We start from the raw sequence: 15,141 nt of genomic DNA, 5'->3' as shown, positions 1-15,141 counted from the left end.
ATCTACATGCCTCAACCTAAGCGAGCTTCGGACTTTTGTCAGGTTTTTGCGTGTTGCCGTGCCCGGAAGAGCTTGGCAACATGGTGGCCGGGTGCAGTCGTGATCGCCGGGCGTCGAACGGATGCACGGCGCGACGGCGTTTCAGGCAATGCACTGCCGGAGCGTAGATGATCGCTTCTCAACATTCCTGCCACTTGGAGCGCAAAATGAGGACTCGATACCTGCTCTTAGCAGCCTGTTTACTTCTCTACAGCAGCGCTGCCGAAGCCGCTTGCAACAAAGACAATCACTTTGACGACGATCTGTATGAGTGGCTCAGTTCGGACACCAACGTCGTGATTCTCACGCGGGAACGGCTGTCGAAGGCACTCGGCGGCGGGGGGACCACACCATATTTGGACAACATCATTGCTGACTACAACAAGTTCTTCGATGACCTGAAAAGAGCCGCTCCTCTTGGTGAGATAAAGATGTGCAGCACGGTGGAGCTGGCAAGCGAACTGGACAAGATCCTGAGAAAGTTTCCAAAATAGCTAGGCTCGACCGCCACGCAATCGCGGGAGATGTGCACGCGTCAAACCTCCCGACTTGGCTCAGGGAGTTTTACGTCCTGCCTCTTCCAAGAGTTTAATCCGACCTAATTCCCCAGTCAGTTCGGGGAATCGAAATACATGAAGGGCGGGTAATTTCCCGTCTACGTCCCGACAGTTTTCAGGGCGCATCTTCTGCACCTCAACCAGGGGGCGGGTTGATACCCGCAAACCAATGTTCAATACGAAAAAAGGAATTTGCTTTCTTATCGCCGCCACTCTCTTTATCGGCATTCCCTTAGCGCACGCGGACTTTCTTTCGGATACGAAAAAGAAGGCGGAAGACTCGCTGCCGCAAGTGACGGTCACGCCTCCTCGAATTGACCGCGCGCCGAGCGCTGAAATCAAAACCCCGGGCATGAAAACGGAGATCACTTCCGACCCTACCAAGCCAGTGCCTAGGCAGACGATGGAAGGAAACGGCGAGCTTGCGAAGGCGTTCAACAATGCCAACAAGACGATTCAAGACGCCCAAAACCAAGCCGCAGACGCGGCGAAGCAGGCCGCTGAATTTCCGCTCAAGGCCGCCGAAGATGCTTTGAAGATTGTCGGAGATGCGGCCAAGAAGGCGATTGAGGACATCGTTGCGGCTGCAAAGGCGGCGCTCGAAGGTCAGATTGATGCCCTTTGGGCTAAGTACAAGTTGTACGTCGTCGCCGCGGGAGCCGCTCTCTTAATCGTTCTGATGAGCCCCGCGCTCATTGCGGCATGGCTCGTGCGACGCATCGGCCGTAGGCGCGAGAAAAGGATGGAACTCGCTCTTGATGAGGCAATGAAGGTCATCCGCGCCCATGGCAAGGAAGCTGGGGTCAAACTCGCGGGGTAGGTTCGCATTCCGCTCCCGTAAAAGAGCCGGCACGTAGTGACTGCTTTTTGTGATTTCAATGGCTTGGACGGTCGTGCCGGGGACTCAGAATTTGAGCAAGCTGATAAGCTGGGGACTCGGAATTCGTGCTCTTGAGACTCAAGATCTTGGATAAGCAGACCACTGATTTCGCTTGATATTTCGCCTCGCCGGACTCGATTGGCGAGAGAAGTATCAGCCGCCAGGCGTTTGGCCGCCGAAATCCCTCCTCGATGCTCTTGGTGAGCTGGCTGGCAGCCCGAGGCCGTCGCGGCGGATCGCCGCCGCGCGGACCTCGGCTGGTGTGTGGTCGAAATGCGGAACGCGCGCGAACGGCATCAACCCGGGATCGTCCGGCCGGCTGTCAGGACGGCGCCGCGAAGTCGTACGAGATGCGTCCGGCCGGCAGATAGAACAGCGCGATGACGGCGCCGCCACGGACCTCAGGATAGTGCCGGCTGCCGGGGTCGGGTGCGGTCCAGCCGGGTCCCTGCCAGCCCTGGAGCCCCTTCAGTTCGGCGCCCTTGTCCAGGGGCACGACCAGGTTCAGCTCGCCGTATGGGTGCCCGTGATACTGGCCGCGCAGCACGTCGTGGTCGTCCTCGTCCTTGAAGCGGCGCGGATCGGTGCTGTTCATGTAGACGGCCGTGATGCTGAACTGGAACGTCTCGGGGACCGGCTCCTGGATGCGGCTGCGGCGGTAGTTCGGACCGTCGACCTCCTGGTTCGCTGCCCAGCCTTCTTCGACCCCGCGCTTAATCAGGCGCGCCAGGTCCTGGTAGAGCGGGCTGCCCTCGCCGTATTTGTCATTGAGCCAGCGCTCCATCTCCGCGCCGGGCGTCATGTCCTTGACCTCGCGGAGAAACGGAATGCTGCACTGAATCAGCTCGTCTCGGCTTCCCATGGCCTTGTCCTTTCCATTTGGGTTACACTTTGTTCTTCGAAGCCTGCGAAAGATGCGAACTCCGCGACGTCTGCGCGCGGCATCAGCCTTCGCTTGGTGCCGTCCTTGGCGACGTCTCTGGCGCGGCCGATCGAGATGCCGCACACCACCATTTGTTCCGCCGGGATCGACAGCAGCGGACGCAGGATCCGGTGGTATTTCGAGAATGTCTCCTGCGGACAGGACTGGAGCCCATGGCCTGCCGCGGCCAGCAGTACGTTCTGGACGAACATGCCGAGGTCGAGCCAGCTGCCGACCTGGAGGCACCGGTCGATCGTGACGATCAGTCCGACCGGGGCGCCGAAGAACGCATAGTTCTTGGCGGTTTGGCCGCTCCTCGCTTCGATATCGGTCTGGGCGATGCCGAGCGAGCCGTAGAACAATCGGCCGAACTCCTGCCGTCGTTGCAGATATGGGGCAGGCAGGTCGCTAGCATAATAACTGTATTCCGACAGATGCTCGTCGCGGGCGGTCTCGTGCGCCTCGCGCAGCGCCGCTGACACCTTGTTCTTGGCAGCGCCCGCCAGCACGTAGACGCGCCAGGGCTGGATGTTGGCGCCGCTTGGCGCAAACCGCGCCACGCGGAGAATCTGCTCGACGGTCCCTCGCCCGACCGGCGCGTCCGAGAAGTCGCGGCACGCAAAACGGCCTGCGATGATCTCGTCGATGCTGCTCCGTGCGGGTACGCCTGCGCCGGTCATGGCTTCTTCAGGAGCGGACATCCACCCTGCTCCATCGGCCGGAAAGCCTCTTCGCCCGGGATCGTCGCCAGCAGCTCGTAATAGTCGAACTTGTACCTGGACTGCTCGGGCGACTTGACGCGGAACAGATACATGTCGCGGACCAGCCGGCCGTCGTCGCGAATCCGGCCATCCTTCGTCATGAAATCGTTCACGGGCATGTCGCGCATCCTGGCGGCGACGGTCGGCCCATCCAGCGTGCCTGCCGCCTGAACCGCTTTGAGGTAGTGCATCACCGCGCCATAGGTACCGGCGTGGATCATCGTCGGCACCTTCTGGGTCTTGGCGATGAAGCGCTTCGACCACGTCCGCGTGTCCTCGTTGAGGTCCCAATAGAACGCCGAGCTCAGCATCAGGCCCTGAGCGCTCTGGAGCCCGAGGCTGTGAATGTCGGCAATGAAGACGAGCAGCCCGACCAGCTTCTGGCGCTGCGTGATGCCGAATTCGCCGGCCTGCTTGACGACGTTGATGAAGTCGCCGCCGGTGTCGGCGAGCGCGATCACGTCCGCCTTCGAGGACTGTGCCTGGAGCAGGAAGGACGAGAAATCCGGCGTGTTGAGCGGGTGCTTCACCGCCCCGGTCACCTTGCCGCCCATGGCGTCGATGACCTTGCGGCTGTCGGCCTCGAGTTGGGCGCCGAGGGAATAGTCGACCGAGACAAAGTACCAGGACTTCGCGCCAAGACGCGACATCGCCCGCGTCGTTCCCTGCGACAGTGCGTAGGTGTCGTAGGTCCAGTGAATTCCGGTCGGCGAGCATTCGTCGCCGGTGAGGCGCGAGGTAGCGGCGCCGGTGGCGAGGAACAGCTTCTTCTTGTCGCGCGTGATGCCCTGCACCGCCAGGGCGACCGCAGAATTGGGCACGTCTAGAATGACCTCGACATTTTCATTTTCGAGCCAGCGCCGCGCGATGGTCGCTCCCACATCGGCCTTGTTCTGATGGTCTCCCGCGACGATCTGGATGGGGCGCCCGAGCACCTGGCCGCCAAAGTCGTCGGCGGCCATCTGCGCCGCGACCACCGAGCCCTGCCCGCCATTGTCGGCGTAAAGCGAGGACATGTCGGTGAGGACGCCGAGCTTCACCGGACCATCCTGCGCAAGGACCGGCGCCGTGAGCAGCGCCAGTGCGACTCCAAAAACTCCGATCGACATCCCGCAGGATTTCATTGTCCGTCTCCTCCAAATCCGGCGCCGGGATCATGACGGGATCGCGCGATTGCGGAAGTGAAACTCTTGCAGAGTGATCCTGAACCACCTTCAGATTGGGAGGCGAACGGGCCGGGCCTCGCGATCCGGCGGCCCTGCTCGGTTGCGTCCGCTGCGCGGTTGCCCTTAACTGGACGCGATCGCAGGTACGCAACGGGCGCGCGATCCGCCTCGAGACGGTGTCTGCGCGTGGCTGTTTCCTTCAAGACCCTGGACCTGAACCTGCTCAAGGTCTTCGAGGCCGTGATGGAGGAGCGCAGCGTGCTGCGGGCCAGCCAGAGGGTTGCCCTCAGTCAATCTGCCGTGAGCCATTCGCTCGCCCGGCTTCGCGAGATGCTGGAAGACGATCTGTTCGTGCGCACGGCGACCGGCATGCAGCCGACGGCGCGCGCATTGACGATGGCGCCGCAGGTTCGCGAAGCGCTGCGTTCGCTCGAAGCTGCGGTTGAGCTGCCGGGCTTCGTTCCGGCGGCCTCCACCCGGCAGTTCACCCTCGCCGCCAACGACTTCACCACGATGGTGCTGGCCTCACCGCTCCTGAAGATCCTCGGGCTCGAGGCGCCGGCGATCGACCTGATCATCAAGCCGGTGACGCGGATCGACCTCGCCGAACAGATCGACCTCGGTCGGATCGACGTTGCGATCGGCGTCTTCTCGGATCCGCCGAGCCGCTTCCGCACCTCGCTGCTGTTCGAATATGACGACGTGCTGATCGTGGGCGGCAAGCGCAAGCTCGGCCGGATCGACAACGCGGCCCTGGCGCGCATGCCGCTGGTCGTCGTCTCCTTCGGTGGCGAGCAGGAGGGTGCGATCGGTGGTTTCATCTCCGAGCGCGGCCTCGCCCGACGATCGGAGATGTACGACCGCGCGGCGCTCGAACGGGCGCTCTCCGAAAGCGACCGGCCGCCACGCATAGCTGTGTCGCTGCCGCATTTCCTTGCCCTGCCCGCCCTGCTCGCGGACTCCGAATTGGCGGCCATCGTTCCACGTCCATTGGCACGGGCGTTCGAACGCGCGCATGCCGTCACGACGTACGAACTGCCTTATGCCACGACCCCGGTCGAGGTCCGCTTGTTGTGGCACGAACGCATCGAGGGCGAACCGTCGCACGACTGGCTTCACGACATCCTCAGGCGTGCGACCGAGGACCTCAGGCGCGGACGCTAGGTGATCGAGCCGGTCTAGCGGCTGATCCAGACTTGCAGCGTGTTGGCCGCGACGCGCGGCTGCCATTCGCAGGATCTCAGAGCCTCCTCACCAGCGGTAGGTCAAGAGCCCCGACAACGCCGGTCCGCGCTCACGGCCAGTCGGCAAAATTCAGCGCCGGCCTCGATTGTCCGGCTCTCGCGCGGGCCGCAACGCGGCGGCGCCACACGCCAGGTGCCTCGCCGGTGTGCTTGCGGAAGAAGCGGCTGAAATACGCGGTGTCCTTGAAGCCGAGCGCGAATGCGATCTGCTTGACGGCGACGGTGCCGGCCTCGAGCCGTGTCGCGGCTTCCTTGACGACACGCTGCTGGATCAGCTCGCTCGGTGAGCGCTTCAGCTCGCGACTACAGAGTGCGTGCAGGCGATCCGGCGTCATGCCGAGGAGTTTGGCGTAATCGCCGACGCGTAGATGCTGCTGATAGCGTTCCTCGAGCAGTCTGCGGAAGCGGCTCAGAATCTCGGCGCTGCTGCCCTCCTCGTACCGGTCGCTGTCGCCGGCGAACAGGCGCCAGAAGCGCAGCACGCACAGCGTCAGTTCGGCCGACATGATCGATGCCGCGCCGCTGCGCGCGGGCGATGCGATCTCGGCGGCGATCGCCGCGATGGAGCGCGCCATCGTGATCACGAGATCAGGTTCGACCGGCAGCGCCATGATGCCGCCGGCGCCTTCGAGCGCGAGATAGGCCGGCTCGGCCGACGGCGGCAGATAGCGATGCCACACGCCCGTGCGCAGTTGCAGCAGCTCCGCGGACGCTCCGGCCGACACCTCCAGATATTCGGCCGATCCCGCCGGGAGCCAGATGATTGCGGGCCCGGCCAACGCCATCATCCTTCCGCCCTGACCGACCTCGGCGGCGGCTCCCTGGTGAAGGCAGAGCAGATGAATGAACGTCCGGGCGGCTTTCGACGTCAGCATCCAGCGCCGCGCAACATAGTGCGATCCGATCAGCTCGGCGCCGACAGGCGCAGCTGCGCTCGCAGCGACGGCCGGCGCCGGATTGGCGTCCGCGACGCCTCGACGCACTTGCCCGTTGCGGCCGGAAATGTCCAATCTTTCGCCGGATCTGTCCATTGTGCGAACAAACCTTGGGGTGCTTGCTAGGTCAAGTCCTGTCGCGGCCGGCTCAAAGAACCCGCGCCGAAAAGCAATCGGGACCAAGAGGAAACGACCCACTCACATCGTTGCGAACCATCGCTTGAGTGAAACACGAGGGAGGATCGACATGTTTTCGGCGAACCGTCGAACGTTGCTGCGCGTCACCGGCCTGGTGGCTTTCGCCACGGCGCTGGGGATCTTTGGGTCCACGGCCGATGCGCAGGAGAAGATCCGGATCGGCTATGCCATTTCCAAGACCGGTCCCTATGCCGGCGGCGCCGGCATCACCACCCTGCCCAACTACGAGCTGTGGGTGAAGGACGTGAATTCCGCCGGCGGCATCAAGCTAGGGGACAAGAAGCTCCCGATCGAAATTGTCGAATACGACGATCGCAGCAGCTCGGAAGAAGCGGTCAAGGCGATCGAGCGCCTCGCCAACCAGGACAAGGTCGATTTCATTCTGTCGCCCTGGAGCACGGGCCTCAACCTTGCGGTCGGTCCGACCCTGAACCGCCTCGGCTACCCTCACCTCGCGGTAACTTCGGTGACCGACAAGGCGCCGGAGCTCGCCAAGCGCTGGTCGAACGCGACGTTCTGGCTCGGCACGTCGGCGCAGATCTCCGAGGGGCTGGCCGATCTGCTCGGCAAGCTGAAGAGCGAAGGCAAGATCGGCGCGAACGTCGCGATGGTCAGCGTTGCCGACCAGTTCGGCATCGAGCTATCCGCCGCCGGCCGCGAGGCGTTCAAGAAGCACGGTTTCACGCTCACCTATGACAAGACCTATCCGATGGGGGCGCAGGATCTTCAGCCCCTGCTGAAGGACGCGATCGCGTCCAACCCGGACACGTTCGTCGCCTTCAGCTATCCGCCGGATACGATCGCGCTGACCGAGCAGGCGCAGCTCCTCAAGTTCAACCCGAAGGTCTTTTACGTCGGCGTCGGCACCGCCTTCCCGCTCTACAAGGGCAAGTTTGCCGCGAACAGCGACGGCGTGATGGGGATCGGCGGCTGGAACGCGGACTCGCCAGAGCTGAAGGATTATCTGGCGCGCCACAAGGCCGCGACCGGCAAGGAGCCGGATCGCTGGGCGAGCTCGATCACCTATGCGAGCCTCCAGGTACTCCAGCAGGCGATCGAGAAGGTCGGCAAGGTGGACCGCGCCGCGGTCGCAGCCGAAATCCGCTCGGGCACGTTCGACACCATCATCGGCAAGGTCAAGCTGAAGGATGGGCTGCTTCAGGAGGTGTGGAGCGTCGGCCAGTGGCAGAACGGCGAGTTCTACGCACTTGCGCCCGCCTCGCTTCCGGGGGCGCGCGCGCCGGTCGTACCCAAGGCGCAGTGGCAGTAGGTTTGGCAGGCAGGCCTTGCGCTGCGAGGCCTGCCCGTCGTCCGGTCCAGGGGACGCCGTTTCATGCTGCTTGTCGACATCGTCCTGCCGGGCCTCGTGCTTGGCGGCATGTACGCGCTGATCGCGCTCGGGCTGACGCTGCAATATGGCGTGGCGCGGATCATGAACCTCTCCTACGGGGAGTCGCTGGTCGCGGCCGCCTTCGGCGCGTTCTCGCTCTACAGCGGTCTCGGCCTCAGCCCGCTGGCCGCGCTGCTGCTCGCGGTTCCGGTCGCGATGGTGCTGAACTGGCTGCTCTATCGTTTCCTGCTCGAACGGCTGATGCGGCGGGGCAAGGACCGGGGCGCGCAGGAGATCGACAGCATCCTCGTCACCTTCGGTGTGTTGTTCGTGATCCAGGGTGCCATGCTAGTTGCCTTCGGCGGCCAGTATTACAGCTATAGCTACCTCTCGATTCCGCTGACGATCATGGGGTCGACCCTTGCGGTCAATCGCCTCGTCGCGCTGCTGTTTGCGGCCCTGGTCGGCGGCGCCGTGTATCTCGCCCTCACCCGCACGCGGATCGGCACCGCCGTCCGCGCCATCGCGGTGGACGCGAATGCCGCGCGCCTTGTCGGGATCGACGTGGCGGCATTGTCAGGATTTGCGTTTGCCTTCGGCGGCGGCCTCGTGGCCGTCGGCGGCGTGCTCGTCAGCATGTTCCTCACCTTCAATGCCGCGATGGGCGTGGTCTTCACCATGAAGGCGCTGGTCGTCGTCATCATGGGCGGCGTCGGCAACGTCATGGGCGCGCTGGTCGCGGGACTGCTGCTCGGCGTGGTCGAAACCGCGGTGGCGCGGCTGGTCGATCCCGGCCTGACGCTGGCTGCGACCTATGCACTATTTCTCGGCGTGCTGCTGATCAGGCCAACGGGCCTGTTCGGGAGGACAGCGTCGTGAGCGAGCCTCTCCGCCTTCTGCTGTGGTGTGTTGCCCCCCTCCTGGCGGGGGCCGTCATCGCCTATCCGCTTTACGTCAACGGCTACTATCTCGCGCTCGGCATCAGCGTTCTCTATTTCACGATCCTCGCAACCGCGTGGGCGATGTTCTCAGGTCCCACCCGCTACGTCTCGCTTGCGACCGTCGCATTCTTCGGCCTCGGCGCCTACACCGCCGCGGTGCTCGGCGAGACCATGCCCTGGCCCGTCGTGCTGCTGGCCGCGGCGGGCGTGGGCGCGCTCACCGCCGCCATCACCGGGCTTTCGACGCTGAGGCTATCAGGCATCTATTTCGTGATCTTCTCCTTCGGCCTTGCCGAGCTGATCCGGCAGCTCGTGATCTGGTACGAGGTCAACATTCACAAATCGGTCGGCCGCTATCTCTTCAGTGCGGTGACGCAGGACATTCTCTACTGGCAGCTTCTCGCCCTCACCGCGCTCGTTTTCCTGGTGGGATGGCTGCTCGGGCGCTCGCGCTATGGGCTGGCCCTGCGCGCCATCGGCGCCGACGAGACTGCGGCGAGCCATTCCGGCATCGATGCCACGCGGGTCAAGCTCGGCGTGTTCGTTCTGAGCGCGACATTCATGGCGGTGACCGGTGCGGTGATGGCGCCACGCTGGACTTATATCGATCCTGCGATTGCCTTCAATCCAACGATTTCGTTCCAGGTCGTGATCATGGCCTTGCTGGGCGGCGCGGGTTCGCTGTTCGGCCCCGTGCTGGGCGTCATTCCGCTGGTACTGCTGTTCGAGGTGCTGACCGCGACGCTGCCCAACCATTTCAGCATCGTGCTCGGAGTCATCTTCGTCCTCATCGTCATGGTGCTGCCGAACGGCGTGATCGGACTGTTTGGGGCCGGACGCTGGCGTGTTCCGGCCGGAGGTCCCGCCGCTGCTTCCGCCCGCAAGATGGAGTCCCCGCTCCTCGCGGTCGACGGCGTTAGCAAGTCATTCAGCGGGCTGCGCGCGGTCGACGGCGTCAGCTTCACGGTCGCGCCGGGCGAGATCATCGGCATCATCGGGCCCAATGGATCCGGCAAGACGACGCTCCTGAATACGTTGTCCGGGGCCTTGCGGCCCTCGTCAGGCACGATCCGGTTCAGCGGCACCGTGCTCAATGGCCTGCGCGCGCACCAGATCGCGCGTCTCGGCCTTGCCCGCACCTTCCAACTGGTGCGCGTGATGCCGGATATGACCGCCGCTGAAAACGTCGCGGCTGCGCGGCTGTTCTCCACATCGAGCGGCTCGGAGGCAACGGGAGGCGAATTGCTCGATCTGGTTGGGCTCGTGGCGATGCACGAAACGCCCGCGGGCGAGCTGACCTATATCGACCAGAAGCGGCTGGAGCTCGCCCGTGCGCTGGCGCTACAGCCGCGCCTCGTGCTGCTCGACGAATGGCTGGCGGGGCTCAATCCGAGCGAGCTCGAGACCGGAATCGCCCTGATCGGAAAGCTGCGCGACCGTGGCCTCACCATCATCATGGTCGAGCATGTCATGGATGCGATCCGGGCGCTGTGCGGCCATTGCATCGTCATGAACGCCGGCAGCGTGATCGCGCGCGGCGCGCCGGACGAGGTTTTGGCCGATCCGAAGGTCGTCGCCGCCTATCTCGGAGGCGAGGATGCTTGAGGTCGCCGCCCTCTCCCACTTCTATGGCAAGCACCAGGCTCTGGCCGACGTCGCGCTCAACATTGCGCAAGGCGAGATCGTCGCCATCCTCGGTGCCAACGGCGCCGGCAAGTCGACGCTGCTCAAGAGTATCGCGGGTCTGGTGAAGCCCGCGCCGGGCGCGACGATGCGCTTCGACGGACAGAGCATCGGCGAGCTGCCGGCCCATCTGATCGTGGAGCGAGGCATCGCCCTGGTGCCGGAGGGTCGTGGCGTCTTCGGCGATCTGACGGTTGCCGAGAACTTGCAGCTGGGCGCCTATCCCGCCCGTGCCCGTGAAGGCGAATCCGACCGACTCGACAGGATCCTGAACTTGTTCCCGCGCCTTGCCGAGCGCATGAGCCAGGCGGTCCGCACCATGAGCGGTGGCGAGCAGCAGATGGTCGCGATCGGCCGCGCGCTGATGTCGAACCCGCTGCTGCTGCTGCTCGACGAGCCCTCGCTCGGCCTGTCGCCTTTGCTCAGCCGCGAGGTGTTTCGCGCGCTGACGCAGATCCGCTCGGACGGCGTCGGCGTGCTGCTGGTCGAGCAGAATGCGCGGGCCAGCCTCGACATCGCCGACCGCGTCTACCTGATCGAGTCCGGCCGTAACGCCGGCAATGGTCCGGCTGCCGCAATGAAGAACGATCCCGAGATCCAGCGCGCCTATCTCGGCAAGGCGCGCGCCATATCACCTCCACCAACATCACCCCGCAACCCACGGAGAGCCCCATGAACGCAATCGACCTTCTCATCGGCGGCAAGGACCAGTCGGCCAGCAATCGGCGCACGTTCCAGCGCCACAATCCGATCTCCGGCGAGGTTGCGACAACAGTGGCGGCAGCCTCGATCGACGATGCGATGCGCGCTGCCGACGCTGCGGCCGCCGCCTTCCCGGCCTGGTCACAGCTCGGCCCGTCCGAGCGCCGCAAGCGGCTCAGCGCGGCCGCTGACATTCTCGCGCGCCGAGCGGCGGAGTTCACCGCGCTGATGGTGGCTGAGACCGGCGCCACCGCCGGCTGGGCCGGCTTCAACGTGCACCTCGCCGAAGGCATGCTGCGCGAGGCCGCCGCCATGACGACGCAGATTTCGGGCGAGGTCATTCCGACCGACAAGCCCGACAATCTCGCCATGGCCTACCGCCAGCCGGTCGGCGTCGTGCTCGGCATTGCACCGTGGAATGCACCGGTGATCCTCGGCGTGCGCTCCGTCGCGATGCCCCTCGCCTGCGGCAACACGGTGGTGCTGAAGGCCTCCGAGATGAGCCCAGGCGTCCATCGCCTGATCGGAAGCTGCCTGACTGAGGCCGGCCTTGGCGACGGCGTCGTCAATGTCGTGACCAATGCGCCGGAGGATGCGCAGGCTGTGGTTGAGGCGCTGATCGCCCATCCCGCGATCCGCCGCGTCAACTTCACCGGCTCGACCCGGGTCGGCCGCCTCATTGCACTGGCTTGCGCGAGGCATCTGAAGCGCGCGCTGCTGGAGCTTGGCGGCAAGGCGCCGCTGGTCATCCTCGACGATGCCGACCTCGACGCCGCCGTGAACGCCGCTGCCTTCGGCGCCTTCATGAACCAGGGCCAGATCTGCATGTCGACCGAACGGATCGTCGTCGACGACAAGGTGGCGGACGCCTTTGTCGCCAAGTTTGCCGCGAAGGCGAAGAGCCTGCCCCACGGCGATCCCGGCAAGGGCAATGTCGTGCTCGGCTCGCTTGTCAGCGCTGCGGCCTGCGACCGTGTCAGGGGGCTGATCGACGATGCCGTCGCCAAGGGCGCCGTGATCGCAGCGGGCGGACATGGCAGCGGCACCATCATGCCAGCCACCATCGTCGATCACGTCACCCCGGCGATGCGCATCTATGGCGAGGAGAGTTTTGGCCCCGTCGTGACCGTCGTCCGCGTCAGCGGGGTCGACGAGGCCGTGCGAGTGGCCAACGACACCGAATACGGTCTCTCCTCGGCCGTGTTCGGCCGCGATATCGCGCGCGCCCTCGGCGTTGCCAAGCGGATCGAGGCCGGCATCTGCCATGTCAATGCGCCCACCGTGCACGATGAGCCGCAGATGCCGTTCGGCGGCACCAAGGCGTCAGGCTACGGTCGCTTCGGCGGAAGAGCGGCCATCGACGAGTTCACTGAGCTGCGCTGGATCACCGTGCAGACCGGACCTCGCCATTATCCGTTCTGAACCGCGGCCTGCGCTCGCGCTGACTGCGCCCGGCGACCATCCGACTGTTCATCGGATGGTCGTCGGCAGGCGGCCGCGGCCCGAATCTCGGCGGCAGTTTGCCTTAGCGCAGCGGCAGCAGCTCCAACTGGCTCTGCGCCTTCTTCACCGCTGCCGCGAACCAGCTCTGGCTCGGTGCTTCCTTGGCGAAACATTTTGTGTAGGCATCCATGGCCTGGTCCTCTTTGGCCATGGCGTCCTGCGGAGTCTTCCTGGCCATCATCTGCTTCCAGACTTTTTCGCAGGCCGGGATCTCGGCGGTCTTCACGGCGTCGCTGCTGGCGAGGAAGAAGACCTTGTCGCCTTGGATGGCGACGACGTCGATTTCACGCGGCGGCGCCTTCAGGTCGCCATTGCCGCGCACGCCGAGCACGGCGACGGCGGCGCTTGCTCCTGAGGGCTTGGTGACCGGCAGCTCGGCATATTTGGCGAATGCCGCATCCTGGATCGCCTGATAGTAGAAGCGGTCCGACGTGAAGGCCGCGCCGATCTCCTGCGGCATGCCGTCCTCGCGGTGCTCACGCAGCCAGTGCTTGAGCAGCCCCGTGGTGGTCACCACGGCTTGAAGCTTGTCACCTTCGGAGGCGAAGCCGAGACCGTCGAGATGGCCGAAGCCGGAGTCGCCCTTAAACAGCGTATCGGCGTTCGACTTGCCCTCTGCCGGCAGGCCCTTGATCGTGACGGGCCCGACCAGGCCGCGCAGCACGCCTGTCAGCTCCTTCAATGCCGCATCGTGCTGCTTAGAGGTCTCGTCGTTCTCCTTGGCTTTCGAGAATTTTGCGATGTAGCGGTCGCGCAGGTCGAGATAATGCTGCTCGGGGCCGGCCGCACGGGCGCTTGCGGCGAAGACGAGGAGGCAGAGCAAGGCGAGCGATCTCATGGCAAGTTCCGGCTGGGAGCGATCTCCAGTCTTTGTGACGGTGCCGGGCGTGAAGGTTCATGGGCTGCAGGCCGCCGCCGATTCGACGACGCTGGGCCGCCGAATGGCCTCCTGACGCCTATGACTGGCTATCCCTGAGCAGGATGCAAACCGGGCTTCCGACCTTCACGACCTTGTCCGTGGCGACGAGGCGGCCATCCCCGGTGCGCGTGAACATGGTCACGGTGTCGCTGTCCTCGTTGGCGGCAAACAGGAACTTGTCGGACACGCCGAGCGCGAAGAATCGCGGCGTCTTGCCGCCGCTCAATGTCCAGCCCGCCGGCGTCAGCCGGCCGCTCGCGGCGTCGATCGCAAACATTGCGATGCTGTCGTTGCCGCGGTTGGAAGCATAGACGAACCGGCCGTCGTCCGACACGGCGATCTCCGCCGCACGGCTGTTACCGGTGAAAGTGTCGGGTACGGCGGAGACGACCTGGAACGGCGTCAACGCGCCGTTACCCGGATCGAAGCGATAGCCTGTCACCGTCGAATCCAGCTCGTTGACGACGTAGGCGAGCCGGCCTGCCGGATGAAACGCGACGTGGCGGGGACCGGCGCCCTCACGGGCCTGCACCGGCGGGCCGGCTTGCACCAGCTTCCCCTTCTCCGCGTCGATCCGGTAGGTGAAGACGGCGTCCAGCCCCTTGTCCGGCACGATGACGAAGGCGCCGGACGGATCGAATTCCACCTGGTGCGGCTTTGCAAAGGGCTGCTCCACCCGGTGCGGCCCGAGCTTACCCTCCAGCTTGACCAGATCGATCGCCACACCGAGCGAGCCGTCTTCCTGACGCGGCAGCAGCGCCAACGTCGAGGTGATGTGGTTGGCGACCACGACGAAGCGGTTGCTCGGGTCGATCGCGAGATGGACGGGATTCTTGCCTTCCGTGCTCTGCCGGTTGATCACCCGGAGCCGGCCGGTCGCGGGATCAATCGCCATCGCGGTGATGTCGCTGAGATCGCCATGCACGGTGTAGAGGAATCGCCGGGTGCGGTCGAAGGCCAGGAACGAGGGATTGACGAGATCGCCGAGCAGCTGGAGGTGCGTCCAGGCGCCGCTCGCATGGTCCATGCGATAGACGTTGAGACCGTCGCCGCGGGCGTTGCGCTCCTTCGTGGTGCGCGCACCGACATAGACGTACGAGGCTGATCCTTCGGACATGGTCTGCTCTCCCATTGCCTGGCGCGGCTGCGCGCGCGATTGAGATGGCGCGGCGGCAGCCAAGACGCCGCCGATCGTCAGATGCGCCAGGCCCCGCCGGGAAATCTCGCCCCGCCGGGACGGCCCGGCCGGCAATTTCGTTAGCGACATCGCCCGTTCCCCATATTGCTTTTTATTACTTAAAACACAATTGTGGGGTAGGTACAATGGCGATGCCGCCGCTTGTGCCGATCCGGCCGCTCGG

Annotated in this window: 14 protein-coding genes; 8 read left to right on the top strand and 6 right to left on the bottom strand. The window is 64.7% G+C overall.

Annotated elements, in window-relative coordinates; all coding sequences use genetic code 11:
- Nucleotides 1-206: 206 nt before the first annotated feature.
- The gene (locus NLM15_RS22360) at nucleotides 207-533 is read left to right on the top strand and encodes a hypothetical protein (protein ID WP_254119460.1); all 327 of its coding nucleotides are present in this window, start codon (nucleotides 207-209) and stop codon (nucleotides 531-533) included.
- A gap of 232 nt (nucleotides 534-765) precedes the next feature.
- Nucleotides 766-1,416, top strand: a complete 651-nt coding sequence (locus NLM15_RS22355) for a hypothetical protein (RefSeq protein ID WP_254119458.1) — start codon at nucleotides 766-768, stop codon at nucleotides 1,414-1,416.
- A gap of 382 nt (nucleotides 1,417-1,798) precedes the next feature.
- Here NLM15_RS22355 and NLM15_RS22350 read toward each other — a convergent pair whose 3' ends face one another.
- The 3 genes from NLM15_RS22350 to NLM15_RS22340 are packed head-to-tail and all read right to left on the bottom strand — an operon-like array spanning nucleotide 1,799 to nucleotide 4,283.
- A complete protein-coding gene (locus tag NLM15_RS22350) occupies nucleotides 1,799-2,338 on the bottom strand; it encodes a DUF4863 family protein (protein WP_254119456.1) in 540 nt (179 codons plus the stop codon).
- Nucleotides 2,317-3,099 (bottom strand): nitroreductase, encoded by a 783-nt coding sequence (locus NLM15_RS22345; protein WP_254119454.1) that lies wholly within the window; start codon nucleotides 3,097-3,099, stop codon nucleotides 2,317-2,319. The genes NLM15_RS22350 and NLM15_RS22345 overlap by 22 nt, the downstream gene beginning before the upstream one ends.
- Nucleotides 3,075-4,283, bottom strand: coding sequence for an ABC transporter substrate-binding protein (locus tag NLM15_RS22340; protein WP_254119452.1), 1,209 nt, complete (start codon nucleotides 4,281-4,283; stop codon nucleotides 3,075-3,077). The genes NLM15_RS22345 and NLM15_RS22340 overlap by 25 nt, the downstream gene beginning before the upstream one ends.
- Nucleotides 4,284-4,511: 228 nt before the next feature.
- Between NLM15_RS22340 and NLM15_RS22335 the strand changes: the two genes are divergently transcribed.
- On the top strand, nucleotides 4,512-5,489 hold the full coding sequence (locus NLM15_RS22335) for a LysR family transcriptional regulator (protein ID WP_254119451.1): 978 nt from the start codon (nucleotides 4,512-4,514) through the stop codon (nucleotides 5,487-5,489).
- A 130-nt stretch (nucleotides 5,490-5,619) separates the two neighbouring features.
- On the opposite strand, the gene NLM15_RS22330 is transcribed toward NLM15_RS22335, so the two are convergent.
- Entirely contained in the window at nucleotides 5,620-6,552 is a 933-nt protein-coding gene (locus NLM15_RS22330; RefSeq protein ID WP_254119449.1) for a helix-turn-helix domain-containing protein, read from the bottom strand.
- Between the two features lie 199 nt (nucleotides 6,553-6,751).
- Here NLM15_RS22330 and NLM15_RS22325 point away from each other — a divergent pair, with 199 nt between their 5' ends.
- From NLM15_RS22325 to NLM15_RS22305, 5 genes are all read left to right on the top strand, one after another.
- Nucleotides 6,752-7,972: an amino acid ABC transporter substrate-binding protein gene (locus tag NLM15_RS22325; protein ID WP_254119447.1), complete on the top strand. Its 1,221-nt coding sequence runs from the start codon at nucleotides 6,752-6,754 to the stop codon at nucleotides 7,970-7,972.
- Between the two features lie 63 nt (nucleotides 7,973-8,035).
- Entirely contained in the window at nucleotides 8,036-8,911 is an 876-nt protein-coding gene (locus NLM15_RS22320) for a branched-chain amino acid ABC transporter permease (protein WP_254119445.1), read from the top strand.
- Nucleotides 8,908-10,578: an ATP-binding cassette domain-containing protein gene (locus NLM15_RS22315; protein WP_254119443.1), complete on the top strand. Its 1,671-nt coding sequence runs from the start codon at nucleotides 8,908-8,910 to the stop codon at nucleotides 10,576-10,578. Before NLM15_RS22320 ends, NLM15_RS22315 begins: the two co-directional genes overlap by 4 nt.
- Nucleotides 10,571-11,332 carry an ABC transporter ATP-binding protein gene (locus NLM15_RS22310; protein ID WP_254119442.1) on the top strand — a complete coding sequence of 254 codons (762 nt, stop codon included), beginning with the start codon at nucleotides 10,571-10,573 and terminating at the stop codon, nucleotides 11,330-11,332. Before NLM15_RS22315 ends, NLM15_RS22310 begins: the two co-directional genes overlap by 8 nt.
- Entirely contained in the window at nucleotides 11,329-12,780 is a 1,452-nt protein-coding gene (locus tag NLM15_RS22305; protein ID WP_254119440.1) for an aldehyde dehydrogenase, read from the top strand. The genes NLM15_RS22310 and NLM15_RS22305 overlap by 4 nt, the downstream gene beginning before the upstream one ends.
- Nucleotides 12,781-12,883: 103 nt before the next feature.
- Here the strand turns inward: NLM15_RS22305 and NLM15_RS22300 are convergent, their stop codons facing one another.
- Complete coding sequence (locus tag NLM15_RS22300; protein WP_254119438.1) at nucleotides 12,884-13,699, bottom strand: hypothetical protein; 816 nt, start codon at nucleotides 13,697-13,699, stop codon at nucleotides 12,884-12,886.
- Nucleotides 13,700-13,817: 118 nt separating this feature from the next.
- Nucleotides 13,818-14,897: a lactonase family protein gene (locus NLM15_RS22295; RefSeq protein ID WP_254119436.1), complete on the bottom strand. Its 1,080-nt coding sequence runs from the start codon at nucleotides 14,895-14,897 to the stop codon at nucleotides 13,818-13,820.
- Between the last annotated feature and the right edge of the window lie 244 nt (nucleotides 14,898-15,141).

Source organism: Bradyrhizobium sp. CCGB20 (assembly GCF_024199855.1).
Taxonomy (GTDB): domain Bacteria; phylum Pseudomonadota; class Alphaproteobacteria; order Rhizobiales; family Xanthobacteraceae; genus Bradyrhizobium.
Note: the sequence above shows the minus strand (reverse complement) of the source record. Positions and strands in the feature narration are given on the sequence as shown.

Coding starts and splice junctions, on each gene's coding strand:
- NLM15_RS22360 (WP_254119460.1), top strand. CDS start 207: ATGAGGACTCGATACCTGCTCTTAGCAGCCTGTTTACTTCTCTACAGC.
- NLM15_RS22355 (WP_254119458.1), top strand. CDS start 766: ATGTTCAATACGAAAAAAGGAATTTGCTTTCTTATCGCCGCCACTCTC.
- NLM15_RS22350 (WP_254119456.1), bottom strand. CDS start 2,338: ATGGGAAGCCGAGACGAGCTGATTCAGTGCAGCATTCCGTTTCTCCGC.
- NLM15_RS22345 (WP_254119454.1), bottom strand. CDS start 3,099: ATGTCCGCTCCTGAAGAAGCCATGACCGGCGCAGGCGTACCCGCACGG.
- NLM15_RS22340 (WP_254119452.1), bottom strand. CDS start 4,283: ATGAAATCCTGCGGGATGTCGATCGGAGTTTTTGGAGTCGCACTGGCG.
- NLM15_RS22325 (WP_254119447.1), top strand. CDS start 6,752: ATGTTTTCGGCGAACCGTCGAACGTTGCTGCGCGTCACCGGCCTGGTG.
- NLM15_RS22320 (WP_254119445.1), top strand. CDS start 8,036: ATGCTGCTTGTCGACATCGTCCTGCCGGGCCTCGTGCTTGGCGGCATG.
- NLM15_RS22310 (WP_254119442.1), top strand. CDS start 10,571: ATGCTTGAGGTCGCCGCCCTCTCCCACTTCTATGGCAAGCACCAGGCT.
- NLM15_RS22305 (WP_254119440.1), top strand. CDS start 11,329: ATGAACGCAATCGACCTTCTCATCGGCGGCAAGGACCAGTCGGCCAGC.
- NLM15_RS22300 (WP_254119438.1), bottom strand. CDS start 13,699: ATGAGATCGCTCGCCTTGCTCTGCCTCCTCGTCTTCGCCGCAAGCGCC.
- NLM15_RS22295 (WP_254119436.1), bottom strand. CDS start 14,897: ATGTCCGAAGGATCAGCCTCGTACGTCTATGTCGGTGCGCGCACCACG.